Below are 12,250 nucleotides of genomic sequence, written 5' to 3' on the forward strand. Positions count from 1 at the left end.
GGTGACGGTATGACGCTACTGTGCGCCGACACTGTCGTCTGTGACGCCGACCGGACCATCGACGACGGCGCGGTCGTCGTCGCCGGCGACCGCATCGAGGCGGTCGGCGACCGTGGGGACCTCGCGGACGCGTACCCGAACCACGAGCGCGTCGACTGCGACTTGCTCGCCCCCGGGCTCGTCGGCGCGCACATCCACTCCGTGCAGAGCCTCGGCCGCGGCATCGCCGACGACGAGGAGCTGCTGGACTGGCTGTTCGACCACGTGCTCCCGATGGAGGCGTCGATGGGGCCCGACGAGATGCGCGCGGCCGCGGACCTCGGCTACCTCGAACTAATCGAGTCGGGGACGACCACGGCCATCGACCACCTCTCGGTCGCGCACGCCGACGAGGCGTTCGACGCAGCCGCCGACGCCGGCGTCCGCGCGCTCATGGGGAAGGTCCTGATGGACAAGGACTCCCCCGACGGCCTCCTGGAGGACACCGACGCCGCACTCGCCGAGACAGAAGACCTCATCCAGCAGTACGATGGCATCCGGAACGACCGCATCCGGTACGCCATCACGCCCAGATTCGCCGTCTCCTGCACCGAGGCGTGTCTCCGTGGCTGCCGCAGCCTCGCCGACGAGTACGACGTGCGCATCCACACGCACGCCAGCGAGAACCGCGGCGAAATCGAGACCGTCGAGGACGAGACGGGGATGCGCAACGTCCACTGGCTCGACGAAGTCGGGCTGACGGGCGAGGACGTGGTGCTGGCGCACTGCGTGTGGACGGACGAGACCGAGCGCGAGGTGCTCGCCGAGACCGGGACGCACGTCACGCACTGCCCGTCCTCGAACATGAAACTCGCCTCCGGCGTCGCGCCGATTCGGGACTACCTCGACCGGGGTATCAACGTCGCGCTCGGCAACGACGGCCCGCCCTGCAACAACACGCTGGACGCGTTCACGGAGATGCGCCAGGCAAGCCTCCTCGGGAAAGTCGAGGAACTGGACCCGACCGCGATTCCCGCGCGCACCGTCTTCGAGATGGCGACCCGCAACGGCGCGAAGGCCGCGGGCTTCGAGACGGTCGGCAAACTCCGCGAGGGATGGACGGCGGACGTGGTCGGGCTCACGACCGACAACGCGCGCTCGACGCCGATTCACGACCCCTACTCGCACTTGGCGTTCGCGGCGCACGGCGACGACGTGACGTTCACGATGGTCGACGGCGAAGTCCTCTACCGGGACGGCGAGCACGTCCGAATGGACGACGCGGGGATCCGGGAGCGCGCCCGCGAGTTCGCCGACGCGTACTGACTACTCGGCGGTTCGCCCACAGTTCTATTTGGTAGCCACTCGCACACCGAGGTATGGGCTACGCCGAGGACATGTGCGACATCGTCGTCTCGCACGCCGGCCAGAAGGTGCGCTTCTTCGTTCGCATCGACCCGGACACCCGCGAGCAGGACGTGCTCCACGAGCGCGAGGACCTCGAGTGGACCGACGAGGACGCCGACGCCGCCGACTCCGAGCTCCAGGAACTCGTCGCGAAGACGGCCTACGAGGCCCAGATGGGGGCCGAGAACGTCACCCAACTCGTGAAGGTCGCCGACGACATGGTGCTGTTCACGGGGTTCATCGAGGACGAGGTGGTCGTCGTCTCCTTCGAGCGCGGGATTCTCGGTGCACTGCCGGCGATGGTCGGGGAGTTCCGCGAGTACATGCTCGACCACGACGTCGAATTCACGGCGCTGGCGGCACCCGAGCAGTCCGCGGACGGCTGACCCGGCACCACGCTTTTCGGGCGGGCGCACGCACCCCTAGACGAAGCATGTCCCGGAGCGAGCCGGTTCAGTGTCCGATTTGCGGCTGGACGGGGCACGCGAGTGACCTCGACGAGACGCCGTCGGGGTCGGCGTGCCCGACCTGTGGCGAGCCCGTCAGCGCAGCGTCGGCCTGACGGCCAGTCGCGACTTTCTCTCATTTTCGCGTCGCTCGGCGTGGACTGTGGCTTCGTCACGCGGACCTCGAATCAGAGTGACACGACCGCGGGTCAGCGATAACAACGTTTTCAAGCGCACCGACCGGAGTGAGCGTATGGACCGCGGTCTGGCGTGTTGGGTGGTTGGGTTGCTCGTCGTGGCGGCGGTCGCCGCGCCAGCGGCGGGCACCGGTGCGCCGGACGGCCCGTTCGGCGTCGCACAGGGGGAGTTCGACCCGGACGACGTGACGTTGTCCGCGGCGCTCGAGGAGGACGGCAGCGCCGCGTGGTCGTTCAAGTACCGGATGGAACTGACGACTGAGAACGAGACGCAGGCGTTCGAGGAGTTGCAGGCGGACATCGAGGCGAACCGGTCGCGGTACGTCGCCCGGTTCCGCACCCGCATCGAGTCGACGGTGGCGTCCGCGGAGAACGCCACGGGTCGCAACATGAGCGTCGAGAACGTCTCCGTGCGGGCGTTCCAGCAGACGAGCGCGGAGTTCGCCGACTCCTACGGGTTCGTCGTCTACACCTTCGAGTGGGGCGGCTTCGCGGCGACCGACGGCGAGCGCATCGTCGCCGGGGACTCGCTGGAGGGGTTCTACCTGAACAACGAGACGTCGCTGCAGTTCTCGTGGCCGGACGGCTACGCGGCGACGGACGTCGACCCGGTGCCATCCGAGGAGACGGCGACGTCCGTGCAGTGGAGCGGCCCGGCGGACTTCGGCACCGACCAGCCGCGCCTCGTCATCGAGCCGAGCGACGCGACCGGGACGACCGAGCCGACGGAGACGACTGCCGCGTCCAGCGGCGAGAGCAGCGTCGTGCTGCCCGCGCTCGTCGGCGCGCTCGTGGCAGTGCTCGTGGTCGCGGGCGCAGGCTGGCTCTACTTCCGTCGTGAAGGCGGCGGCACGGGCGGTCCCGCCGAACCGACCGATACCGGCGGCGGAGGCGGCGGTGCTGGTGAAGCACCGTCCGGCGTCGAAGAATCCGCCGAAGAATCCGCCGAGGAAGCAGGCGCGGGCGCGACCGCGGGTGCAGCGGCGGGGACGGAGCCGCCCGAGGAGCTGTTGAGTAACGAGGAGCGCGTCAAGCGGTTCCTCAGCGAGCAGGGCGGTCGCGCGAAACAGCAGGACGTCGTGGAGTCGATGGGCTGGACGGAAGCCAAGACCAGCCAGGTCGTCAAGGACATGCGCGAGAGCGACGAATTGGAGTCGTTCCGCATCGGCCGCGAGAACGTCCTGAAACTCCCGGACGCGGACATCAGCGAGGAGTAGGCGCGTGCCCGAGTGAGGTGAGGGCACGGCCTACGGACACTGCCCACCGCGAACGTGTCTCACGGCGGCCGCGATGCGGCATCTCCTTATGTACTGCGCAAATACTGCCGAGACATGACAGAGACCGGTCCGCTGGACAACATGCTCGCGCAGATGGAGCAGGCGCGGGAGTACGTCGACATCGACGACGGCATCTTCGAGCGACTGAAGTACCCCGAGCGGACGCTGTCCGTGAGTCTCCCCGTGGAGATGGACGACGGCTCCGTGGAAGTGTTCGAGGCCTACCGCTGCCAGTTCGACGGCGCGCGCGGCCCGTTCAAGGGCGGCATCCGCTACCACCCGAACGTCTCCGAGGAGGAGGTCTCCGCGCTCGCGGGGTGGATGACGTGGAAGACCGCGCTCGTGGACCTGCCGTTCGGCGGCGCGAAGGGTGGCATCATCTGCAACCCGAAGGAGCTCTCCCAGTCCGAAATCGAGCAGCTCACCCGCCGCTACACGGAGGGAATCCGGCGCATCATCGGCCCGGACACGGACATCCCGGCGCCGGACGTGAACACGAACCCGCGGACGATGGCGTGGATTATGGACACGTACTCCGTCTACCAGGGCTACGCCGTCCCCGAGGTCGTCACGGGGAAACCTCCCGAGGTCGGCGGGACCGCGGGCCGCGTGGAGGCGACCGGCCGCGGCGTCACCATCGTCACCGAGGAGACCTTCGAGTATCTCGGCACGGACATCGCGGACGCCGACATCGCCATCCAGGGCTTCGGGAACGTCGGCAGCGTGACCGCCCAACTGCTCGCCGAGCGCGACGCGAACGTCGTCGCAGTCTCCGACGTCACGGGCGCCATCCACGACCCGGACGGCCTCGACGTCGAGGCCGTCGGCGCGCACGTCGCTAACGACGGCCGCCTCGAAGACTACGACGCCCACGAGCACATCAGCAACGACGACCTCCTGACGATGGACGTGGACGCGCTCATCCCCGCGGCCATCGAGGACGTCATCACGGTCGACGTCGCCGAGCGCCTGCAGGCCGACGTCGTCGTGGAGGCCGCGAACGGGCCGACGACGTTCGACGCCGCGAACGTCCTCAAGGAGCGCGACGTCCCCGTCGTGCCGGACATTCTCGCGAACGCGGGCGGCGTCATCGTCTCGTACCTGGAGTGGGTGCAGAACAGCCAGCAGTACTCCTGGGAACTCGAGGAGGTCAACCGCGACCTCGAAGCGCGGCTGACGACGGCGTTCGACGAGATGCTTGCCGCCTACGAGCAGAAGGACATCCCAGACCTGCGGACCGCCGCGTACACCCTCGCGCTCGAACGCACCGCAGACGCCCACGAGTACCGCGGTCTGTTCCCGTGACTGGCGCGGCCTGACCCAGTCGGTGGCCACGCGGAACGGACGTGTTCTTTTCCCTAACTTTCGCCCAGAAGTGAAGTGGCCCCGGCAATATTTCCTACCGGACACGGGATGGCCGACGAACCAGCCGCGTTCGCGGAACTCGAATTCGAAGTCGAGGACACGGCCTACCCAGCCGTCCGGGTGTCGCGGACGCTGGACTGCCGGCTGGAGTTGCTGGACTCGCTGTGGACCGACGACGGCCTCGTTATGTTCGTGCGGCTCGCCGACGGCGCTGGGGACGAACTGGCCGAGCGAGCCACTGCCGCCACCCTCGACGGGGAAATCGACGCGCTCCAGACCGTCGGTGACGAGGTAATCGCGGAGTTCTCCCCGCCCGAATCCGTGGTCGGGACGCTGGCGCGCCTCGGCGTGCTGACGCAGACGGCGACCACCACCGACGACGCGGCTCGCATCTCCGCCGTCGTGCCCGCAGACGCGGACCTCCAGCGCGTCGTCGACCGCGTGCAGGACGCCCACCCGTCTGCCGCGTTCGTGGGCAAGCGCAGTTGCGACATCGTCGCGCCGTTCGTCACGGAGAGCGGCGTGCGGTCGCTGGTCGCCGACGCGCTCACCGACCGCCAGTGGGAGGCGGCGTACCTCGCCTACGAACGCGGTTACTTCGACGAGCCCCGGCGCTGCTCACAGGCCGAACTCGCGGCCGCGATGGACATCTCCCAGAAGACGTTCAGCCAGCACCTCCACGCTGCCATCTGGAAGGTCTTCGACGTCGTCTTCGAGGGGTAATCCCGCTGCAAAATCACGCTGTCAGAGCGTAGCACGGCCGCTCGTACCACGCTCGTCGGTGTCACGGTTCACATCACTCTATCGAGGTAGACCGCCTTTCCTATCGGCGCTCCGACGTAGCGTATGTCTGGGACACGAGTGGACGATGCCTGAGCGGGATGCGGGCGGCGCGGCGGACGACGCACGAAGCGATGCGATTACGGTTCTCGTCGTCGAGGACGAGCGAGCGCTTGCCAGCCTCTACGACGCGTGGCTGAGCGACGACTACGACGTCCGCATCGCGCACACGGGCCGGGACGCCCTCGACCTGCTGGACGAGGCGGTCGACGTCGTGCTGCTCGACCGGCGGCTCCCGGGCCTCTCCGGGCGGGAAGTGCTGACCGCGATTCGCGAGCAGTACGACGACTGCCAGGTCGCGATGGTGACCGCCGTCGAACCGGGCCTCGACATTCTCGAAATGGGATTCGACGACTACGTCACGAAGCCCGCCTCCCGGGAGGACATCCGGAGCGTGGTGGCGTCGCTCGTCGACCGCAAGCAGTACGACGCCTACGTGCAGCGGTACTTCCGGCTGCTCTCGAAGCGCGCCGCCCTGGAGCGCGAAGTCGGCGACCTCGCCGAGCACCCGGAGTACGACGAACTCCGCGCGGACATCGAGGCAGTCGAGGCGAACCTCGACGGCCTCGTCGACGAATTCGGGCTGACGGACTTCGACGCGCAGTTCTACTCGTTCTCCTCGCCGAACGGCGTCGCGGACGACTGACGCGGCCGTGCTCAGACGTGGCGCGCGTACTGCGCGAGCAGGAACGTGACGAGCACGAGCACGCCGAATCCGCCGACGGCGAACCACAGCCCCGCGACCTGCGGCGCTTCCGCAATCTCGGGCGCGAGCAGCCAGACGACCGTAGCACCGGCCACGAGCAGGAGGGTGTACACGTACGCTCGCACGACGTCGTAGGCGACGCGCACGCGGTCCATACCCCGACACTACTGTTGAAGAACTTATGTGTTCGGGTGGGCGGCGTCGCCGGGAACGCGCGACTCCGTGGGTGTCGGCGTGAAAACTCGAAGCACTTTAACGCCAGCGCGGTGACGAGAGTACTATGACCGACGTAGACGTGGCCATCGTGGGCGGCGGGCCGGCGGGGTCGGCAGCCGCGTACGCGGCCGCCGACCGGGGTGCGGACGCCGTCGTCTACGAGAAGGGCGTGCCGCGGGCCGACCGCGACCGCCTCGGCCCGGACTCGACGGACGCTGCGGGCTTTCTGGACTACTGGCTGGAGGTCGCGGACCTCGACTTCGCGGACATTCCCGACGACGTCGTCGAGCAGGAACTCGCGGACGCGGCGTTCATCGGCCCCGACGAGGAGGTCGTCGTGGACCGCACGGGCATCGACGCCGACTACGACAACTTCGGGTTCACGTTCCACCGCGCGAAGTTCGACGACTGGCTGCGCGACCGTGCCGAAGCCGCCGGCGCCGACTACGTCGCCGGCACGAACGTCAAGGGCGTCGACTCGGACCTCTCTGGGGGCCACGAGCACACGCTGACGCTCGGCGACGGCGAGGAAGTCACCGCGGAGTACCTCGTGCTCGCGGACGGCCCGCAGCGCCAGGTGACGATGCGCGTGCTCGACCCGCTGCTCCCCGACGGCAAGCGCGCCAGCGAACTGCTCAGTCCGCCGTCCGCCAACCACATCGCCTACCAGGAGTACCGCCAGTTCCCCGCGGAGCTGTTCGACGAGGACACGCTGAAGTTCTGGTGGGGCTGGATGCCCGGCGAGACGGCCTACCCGTGGGTGTTCCCGAACCGCGACGGCGTCGCACGCGTCGGCCTCACGATGCCCATCGGCCTGGACATCGACGACTTCGACGCCAGCGAGTGGCGACTCCTCCGGGAGGACGACGAGCGCATCCCCTCCGGGAAGGTGTACCTGAAGCGCCTCCTCGAGGAACTGTACGGCGACGAGTACGACGTCGACGAGGACTTCCCGCTCGTGGACGGCCACGGGAAGTCCAACAGCACGGAGACGTACGCCATCTCCTCGACGCGCCCCATCGAGTCTCCCACGGACGCCGGCATCGCGGTCGTCGGCGGCGCGATGGGCGCGACGTCGTCGTTCCACGAGGGCGGCGACCACGTCGCCCACCGCACCGGGAAACTCGCGGGCCGCCTCGCCGCCGAGGGCAACCTCGGGGAGTACAACGCCGCGTGGCACGACGCCATCGGCGACGAAATCCGGCGGAACGTCGCGATGGCGGACGTCGTCGGGGAGTTCGGGCCCGCCGACTGGGACAAGACCATCCGCATCACCCGACAGATGCTCGAGTCCAGCGACAGCGGGAAGATAATCTCGAAGTCGAACGCGCGCTCGGCCGCGGGCGGCATCCGCCTGTACACGCGCTACAAGCGCGCGAAGTTCCGCTACCGCAAGCGCAAGTACGCCCAGATTCGGGAAGGCGACTACTCGCTGTAACCCCGTGACTGCGGGACGCCACGGCGTCGGAACGTTCAAGCGGGCGTCGCCGCCTACTCCGAGTCAGTGAGTCAACGCGAGGACTTCCTGGCCGGCGTCTGGGACACCTTCCCGACGCTCCCGGCCAACATTCCGTTCGGGTTCGTCGTCGGCGCGGCGGCCGTGCAGGCGGGCTTCTCCGGCGTGCAGATTGTCGCGATGTCCGCGACGGTGTTCGGCGGCGCGTCGCAGCTCGCCGCCATCGACCTCCTGGCCAGCAACGCACCGCTCGCAGTCGTCGCGCTCACGGCAGTCGTTGTCAACCTCCGCTACACGATGTACAGCGCAGCCATCGCGCCACACTTCCGTCGGCTGTCCGAGCGCTGGCGGCTCGTCTGCGCGCAGTTCCTCCTGGACACGACGTTCGCTATCTCCGTCACCGAGTTCGAGCGCAACGAGGACACCGACCGGCTGGCGTACTACCTCGGCACCGCTGCGGCCGTCTACGTGACGTACCTCGCCGGCACGGTCGCGGGCGTGGTGTTCGGCGACCGCATGCCGGACGGCCTCCAGTTGGACTTCGCGGTGCCGCTGCTGTTCCTCGCGCTGCTCGTCCCGTCGATTAGCGACGAACCGACCGCCGTCGCGGCCACGGTCGGCGGCTTCGTCGCCGTCGTGGCGGTCGGCGCGCCGATGAACCTCGGCATCATCGTCGCCGGCCTCTCCGGCGTGACCGCCGCCGTGCTCGTGAGCGAGACGGGGGTGGGACAGTGAGCCTCTGGTTGGTCGTCCTCGCGGCCGCGGCCGGCACGTACGCCCTCCGGGTGTCGTTCATCGCGCTGTTCGGTCGGCTCGACGACGTGCCGCCGCGCGTCGAGCGCGTGCTCTCGTACGTCCCGCCGGCCGTGCTCGCGGCCCTCGTCCTCCCGGAACTCGTGCTCAGCGACGGCGCGCTCGCCGTCTCCCTCGGGAACGACCGCCTCCTCGCGGGCGCGGTAGCGGCCGTCGTCGCGTGGCGGACCGAGGACATGCTCGCCACCGTCGCCGTCGGGATGGGTGTCCTGTACGCGCTCTCGCTGCTACCGTAACTGCTTCCCGGGGGGAGAGCGAATCGCAGGTATGCTCTCGGAAGGCGAACCCGCACCCGACTTCGAGTTGCCGAACCAGGACGGCGAACCTGTCGCGCTGTCCGACTACGAGGACCAGTACGTCGTCGTCTACTTCTACCCGCGCGCCGACACCCCGGGCTGCACCACGGAAGCGTGCAGTTTCCGCGACAACTGGGACGAGTACGAGCAGCGCGACGTCCCCGTGCTCGGCATCAGCGACGACCCCGTCGAGGACCTCGAGGACTTCGCGGAGAAGTACGACCTCCCGTTCGACCTGTTGAGCGACGAGGACGGCTCGGTCTCCAGCGCCTACGACTCCTACGGCGAGAAGAACGTCTTCGGCAACGAGGTCGAGGGCGTCTTCCGGAACACGTACGTCGTCGGGCCGGACGGCGACATCGTCGCGGCGTTCGAGGGCGTCGACCCCGAGGAGCACGCCGACGAAGTGCTCGAAGTCATCGACTAACCCCAGTCGCCGCCGACGCGGTCGATGCCGTGCATCTGTGCGCCGGCGTGCTCGGTGAACACGACTTTGAGATTCTCCTCGGGGACGTCGAAGCGCTCGGCGGCCTCGGCCATCACGGCCGTCGCGAACGCGCGCTTCGTCTCCTCGTCTCGGCCCTCGCGAACGTCCGCTGAACAGAACACCCGCCGGCCAGCGACCGCGCGACCGAGCGAGAGGTGGCTGTCGTCCCGCACGACGACTGCCACGTACGACCGGTCGGCGTTCATCGTCTCGACGTACAGGTCGGTGACGACGTCGGCGAACGCGTCGGCCTCGGCGTCGGCGACCGGGTAGTCCGTGTCGAACTGGAGCAGTGGCACGGTCCCTCCGACGCCCCCCGACCACGAGTTCCTGTCGGTGCGGCACGCGACCGTCACAAAGCACTTCCGCCGCGCGCAGTTCGCTTCCGAACGCATCATGCCCGCTACCACCCGCTTCACCGCCCTCCTCGTCGCGCTCGCCGTCGTCACCGGCGCGACCGTCGGCGTCGCCGGGGCCGCGTCAGACGGGTCGATTTCGGCCGACCCGACGTTCCCCAGCGGCCCGTCGACGCACACCGTTACCGCGACCGCCGGCAACGACACCGCCGGTTCGTGGAACGGCTTCGCCGTCGACTACTCGAACTCCGGCGTCGACGCCGGCAACGTCAGTCGGGCTGACGTCGTGAAAATCGGCATCGACCGCGGCGACGACGCCGCCGGTGACACAATCGAGGTGAACGTCTCCGACGACCTCGACAGCGTCAGCGCGTCCAACGAGGGGCACCTGTTGACGTTCGGGCTCGGCGGCAGCTACGACCTCGACGCGGGCGACGAAGTTGTCGTCGTCTACGCCGACGCCTACCACCCGATGGTGCAGGGGAGCTGGGAGACGCCACTGGACGTCAACCCGCAGTCCAGCGGCGGCGAGACTTCGGCGACGCTGTCCATCGAGTCCGCGAGCACCAGCGACGACACGCCGACCACCGTGGGCGACGAACAGACGCCGGAGTCCACGACCGATGACAGCGACGGCACGACGGCCGCCGCCACGACCGACGGCTCGAACGCTAACTCGCCCGGCTTCGGGCTCGCCGTCGCCGCGCTCGCGATTGCCGGAGCCGCGCTGCTCGCGTACCGCGACTGACGCACCTATCTCTTCACGCTGACCGAGATACCCTCGCCGAGCGGCACGAACGCGGTCTCGAAGTCGGGGCCGTCGCGGATGTGTTCGACGTACGCCGCGATTGCCGCCGTGTGGTCGTCGACGGGCTCCGCGCCGTCGAGCGCGGCCGTGACGTTCTCGGGTTCGACTGGCCCCGCCATCACGTTGTCCGCGACGATTACGCCGCCGTCGGCGAGTTTCTCGCGGGCGTCCTCGAACGCGTCGACGTACTGTGGTTTGTCGTGGTCGAGCAGCACGACGTCGAAGGGGCCGTCGTAGCGCTCGAACGTCGCCATCGCGTCGCCGGCCTCGTAGTGGGCGATCGCGCCGTCCTGCTGGTCGAGGAACTCGCGGGCGGTCGCGAGGTTCGACTCGTCGTAGTCCGTGAGCACGATTTCGCCGTCCGCCGGGAGCGCGGTACGGAACCACGCCGCCGAGTAGCCGAAGCCCGAGCCGAATTCGAAGACGCGCTCGGCGTCCGCGAGCGTCGCCGCCACGCGGAAGAACTGGCCGACGTCCGGCCCGACGATGGGGAAGTTCTGCTCGCGGCCGTACGCGGTCATCTCCTGGAGCAGTTCGGACGGTTCGGGGTTCGCGGCGTCGAGGAAGGCGTCGATGGTGTCGCTCAACACGCGGTTCATGGGTGCGCCGTCGGGAGCGCGGCCCATAGCCGTACCGGACTCAGCGGTTCCGGCTCACGGGGAACTTCACGCGCTCGGGGTGCTCGTTGAACGCTTCGAGCACGCGCTCGTAGAGGTCGTTGCGGACGTGCTGGGCGCGCTTCGGGCTGACGAGGTAGCGCACGCGGAGTTCGACCCACGACTCGCCTTGTTTGACGTTCACGCTCGGACGGTCCTGGACCTCCAGTTCGACGGGCGTCTCCGCGAGCTGGCGGCGGAAGCGTTCGACCTCGCGGGCCATCGTCTCGCCGAGGTACTCCTCGGTGGTCTCCTGGAGGAGTGTCTTCGCGAACTCGAGGTCCGTCTCGTAGGCGACCTGGACGGGGAGTTCGTTCCAGACGTACGGGAACTCCTCGCGGCTGAAATTCACGACGTGGCTGGTCAACACGACGCTGTTCGGGACCGTGATGTGGCGGCCGGAGGGTTGGTTCGTCGTGACGAGTTCGCCGTTGACTTCCCACAGCGTCGTCACGAGGTAGTCGACGTCGATGACGTCGCCCTTCGAGTCGTCGATGCGCACGCGGTCGCCCACCTGGTAGGGCTGCTTGGTCATCACGTACACCCACCCGAGCAGGCTCAACAGCGGCTGCTGGAGCGCCAGCGACACCGCGACGCCAGCGACGCCCAGCGAGACGAGCGCGGGCACCCAGCGGTCCGTCGCGACGCCCAGTACGGCGATGGCGGCGACGACGAGGAACGCGAGCCGGAGCACGGACTGCGCGCGGTGCCGGCGGCGCTTGTCCATGGTCGATGACAGCGCCAGCGACACCGCGACGTGGTAGGCGGCGGCGACGGCGAACGCCGTCCCGAACACGGCGAACACGCGCGAGACGACGACCGCGATGGGGTAGCCAGCCACGGTCGCCGTTCCAACGAGTTCGGGCGCTACTGCCGAGAGCACGCCGCAGGCCAGCGCTGCGAGAACGAGGACTGTCGCGCGTCGAGTCACGCCGGACGGACGGC

At 68.7% G+C, this 12,250-nt stretch carries 16 protein-coding genes; 12 read left to right on the plus strand and 4 right to left on the minus strand.

From position 1 onward, the window contains the following. Positions 1 to 9 precede the first annotated feature (9 nt). From LPA46_RS03745 to LPA46_RS03770, 7 genes are all read left to right on the plus strand, one after another. Entirely contained in the window at positions 10 to 1,305 is a 1,296-nt protein-coding gene (locus LPA46_RS03745) for a 5'-deoxyadenosine deaminase (RefSeq protein ID WP_230891441.1), read from the plus strand. 53 nt (positions 1,306 to 1,358) lie between these two features. Beyond that, positions 1,359 to 1,772 carry a hypothetical protein gene (locus tag LPA46_RS03750; protein ID WP_230891442.1) on the plus strand — a complete coding sequence of 138 codons (414 nt, stop codon included), beginning with the start codon at positions 1,359 to 1,361 and terminating at the stop codon, positions 1,770 to 1,772. 47 nt (positions 1,773 to 1,819) lie between these two features. Continuing rightward, positions 1,820 to 1,948 carry a hypothetical protein gene (locus tag LPA46_RS18775; RefSeq protein ID WP_269069708.1) on the plus strand — a complete coding sequence of 43 codons (129 nt, stop codon included), beginning with the start codon at positions 1,820 to 1,822 and terminating at the stop codon, positions 1,946 to 1,948. Between the two features lie 137 nt (positions 1,949 to 2,085). Further along, entirely contained in the window at positions 2,086 to 3,246 is a 1,161-nt protein-coding gene (locus LPA46_RS03755; protein ID WP_230891443.1) for a helix-turn-helix transcriptional regulator, read from the plus strand. A 114-nt stretch (positions 3,247 to 3,360) separates the two neighbouring features. Beyond that, a complete protein-coding gene (locus tag LPA46_RS03760; RefSeq protein ID WP_230891444.1) occupies positions 3,361 to 4,611 on the plus strand; it encodes a Glu/Leu/Phe/Val family dehydrogenase in 1,251 nt (416 codons plus the stop codon). A 108-nt stretch (positions 4,612 to 4,719) separates the two neighbouring features. Next, entirely contained in the window at positions 4,720 to 5,394 is a 675-nt protein-coding gene (locus tag LPA46_RS03765) for a helix-turn-helix domain-containing protein (RefSeq protein ID WP_230891445.1), read from the plus strand. Positions 5,395 to 5,539: 145 nt separating this feature from the next. Beyond that, entirely contained in the window at positions 5,540 to 6,157 is a 618-nt protein-coding gene (locus LPA46_RS03770; protein WP_230891446.1) for a response regulator transcription factor, read from the plus strand. 11 nt (positions 6,158 to 6,168) lie between these two features. Here LPA46_RS03770 and LPA46_RS03775 read toward each other — a convergent pair whose 3' ends face one another. Continuing rightward, the gene (locus LPA46_RS03775) at positions 6,169 to 6,372 is read right to left on the minus strand and encodes a hypothetical protein (protein ID WP_230891447.1); all 204 of its coding nucleotides are present in this window, start codon (positions 6,370 to 6,372) and stop codon (positions 6,169 to 6,171) included. A 125-nt stretch (positions 6,373 to 6,497) separates the two neighbouring features. Between LPA46_RS03775 and LPA46_RS03780 the strand changes: the two genes are divergently transcribed. The 4 genes from LPA46_RS03780 to bcp all read left to right on the plus strand — a co-directional run bounded on the left by LPA46_RS03780 (position 6,498) and on the right by bcp (position 9,425). Beyond that, a complete protein-coding gene (locus tag LPA46_RS03780; RefSeq protein WP_230891448.1) occupies positions 6,498 to 7,871 on the plus strand; it encodes an NAD(P)/FAD-dependent oxidoreductase in 1,374 nt (457 codons plus the stop codon). Positions 7,872 to 7,937: 66 nt separating this feature from the next. Further along, positions 7,938 to 8,624 (plus strand): AzlC family ABC transporter permease, encoded by a 687-nt coding sequence (locus tag LPA46_RS03785; protein WP_230891449.1) that lies wholly within the window; start codon positions 7,938 to 7,940, stop codon positions 8,622 to 8,624. Further along, entirely contained in the window at positions 8,621 to 8,938 is a 318-nt protein-coding gene (locus LPA46_RS03790) for an AzlD domain-containing protein (protein ID WP_230891450.1), read from the plus strand. Before LPA46_RS03785 ends, LPA46_RS03790 begins: the two co-directional genes overlap by 4 nt. Before the next feature lie 31 nt (positions 8,939 to 8,969). After that, on the plus strand, positions 8,970 to 9,425 hold the full coding sequence (gene bcp / locus LPA46_RS03795) for a thioredoxin-dependent thiol peroxidase (protein ID WP_230891451.1): 456 nt from the start codon (positions 8,970 to 8,972) through the stop codon (positions 9,423 to 9,425). Here bcp and LPA46_RS03800 read toward each other — a convergent pair. After that, on the minus strand, positions 9,422 to 9,784 hold the full coding sequence (locus LPA46_RS03800) for a tautomerase family protein (RefSeq protein ID WP_230891452.1): 363 nt from the start codon (positions 9,782 to 9,784) through the stop codon (positions 9,422 to 9,424). The genes bcp and LPA46_RS03800 overlap by 4 nt on opposite strands. A 37-nt stretch (positions 9,785 to 9,821) precedes the next feature. Here LPA46_RS03800 and LPA46_RS03805 point away from each other — a divergent pair, with 37 nt between their 5' ends. Next, complete coding sequence (locus LPA46_RS03805; RefSeq protein ID WP_230891453.1) at positions 9,822 to 10,589, plus strand: hypothetical protein; 768 nt, start codon at positions 9,822 to 9,824, stop codon at positions 10,587 to 10,589. A 5-nt stretch (positions 10,590 to 10,594) separates the two neighbouring features. On the opposite strand, the gene LPA46_RS03810 is transcribed toward LPA46_RS03805, so the two are convergent. Both LPA46_RS03810 and LPA46_RS03815 read right to left on the minus strand, forming a co-directional pair. Further along, on the minus strand, positions 10,595 to 11,248 hold the full coding sequence (locus LPA46_RS03810; RefSeq protein WP_230891454.1) for an O-methyltransferase: 654 nt from the start codon (positions 11,246 to 11,248) through the stop codon (positions 10,595 to 10,597). Between the two features lie 40 nt (positions 11,249 to 11,288). Beyond that, entirely contained in the window at positions 11,289 to 12,236 is a 948-nt protein-coding gene (locus LPA46_RS03815; RefSeq protein WP_230891455.1) for a mechanosensitive ion channel family protein, read from the minus strand. Positions 12,237 to 12,250 lie beyond the last annotated feature (14 nt).

It is taken from the genome of Halobacterium sp. KA-6 (assembly GCF_021029015.1).
In the GTDB taxonomy this organism is placed as follows: domain Archaea; phylum Halobacteriota; class Halobacteria; order Halobacteriales; family Halobacteriaceae; genus Halobacterium.

Excerpts from the sequence above, each read along its gene's own strand:
- LPA46_RS03810 (WP_230891454.1), bottom strand. The coding sequence starts at position 11,248 with ATGAACCGCGTGTTGAGCGACACCATCGACGCCTTCCTCGACGCCGCG.
- LPA46_RS03760 (WP_230891444.1), top strand. The coding sequence starts at position 3,361 with ATGACAGAGACCGGTCCGCTGGACAACATGCTCGCGCAGATGGAGCAG.
- LPA46_RS03770 (WP_230891446.1), top strand. The coding sequence starts at position 5,540 with ATGCCTGAGCGGGATGCGGGCGGCGCGGCGGACGACGCACGAAGCGAT.
- LPA46_RS03775 (WP_230891447.1), bottom strand. The coding sequence starts at position 6,372 with ATGGACCGCGTGCGCGTCGCCTACGACGTCGTGCGAGCGTACGTGTAC.
- LPA46_RS03750 (WP_230891442.1), top strand. The coding sequence starts at position 1,359 with ATGGGCTACGCCGAGGACATGTGCGACATCGTCGTCTCGCACGCCGGC.
- bcp (WP_230891451.1), top strand. The coding sequence starts at position 8,970 with ATGCTCTCGGAAGGCGAACCCGCACCCGACTTCGAGTTGCCGAACCAG.
- LPA46_RS18775 (WP_269069708.1), top strand. The coding sequence starts at position 1,820 with ATGTCCCGGAGCGAGCCGGTTCAGTGTCCGATTTGCGGCTGGACGGGG.
- LPA46_RS03765 (WP_230891445.1), top strand. The coding sequence starts at position 4,720 with ATGGCCGACGAACCAGCCGCGTTCGCGGAACTCGAATTCGAAGTCGAG.
- LPA46_RS03755 (WP_230891443.1), top strand. The coding sequence starts at position 2,086 with ATGGACCGCGGTCTGGCGTGTTGGGTGGTTGGGTTGCTCGTCGTGGCG.
- LPA46_RS03780 (WP_230891448.1), top strand. The coding sequence starts at position 6,498 with ATGACCGACGTAGACGTGGCCATCGTGGGCGGCGGGCCGGCGGGGTCG.
- LPA46_RS03745 (WP_230891441.1), top strand. The coding sequence starts at position 10 with ATGACGCTACTGTGCGCCGACACTGTCGTCTGTGACGCCGACCGGACC.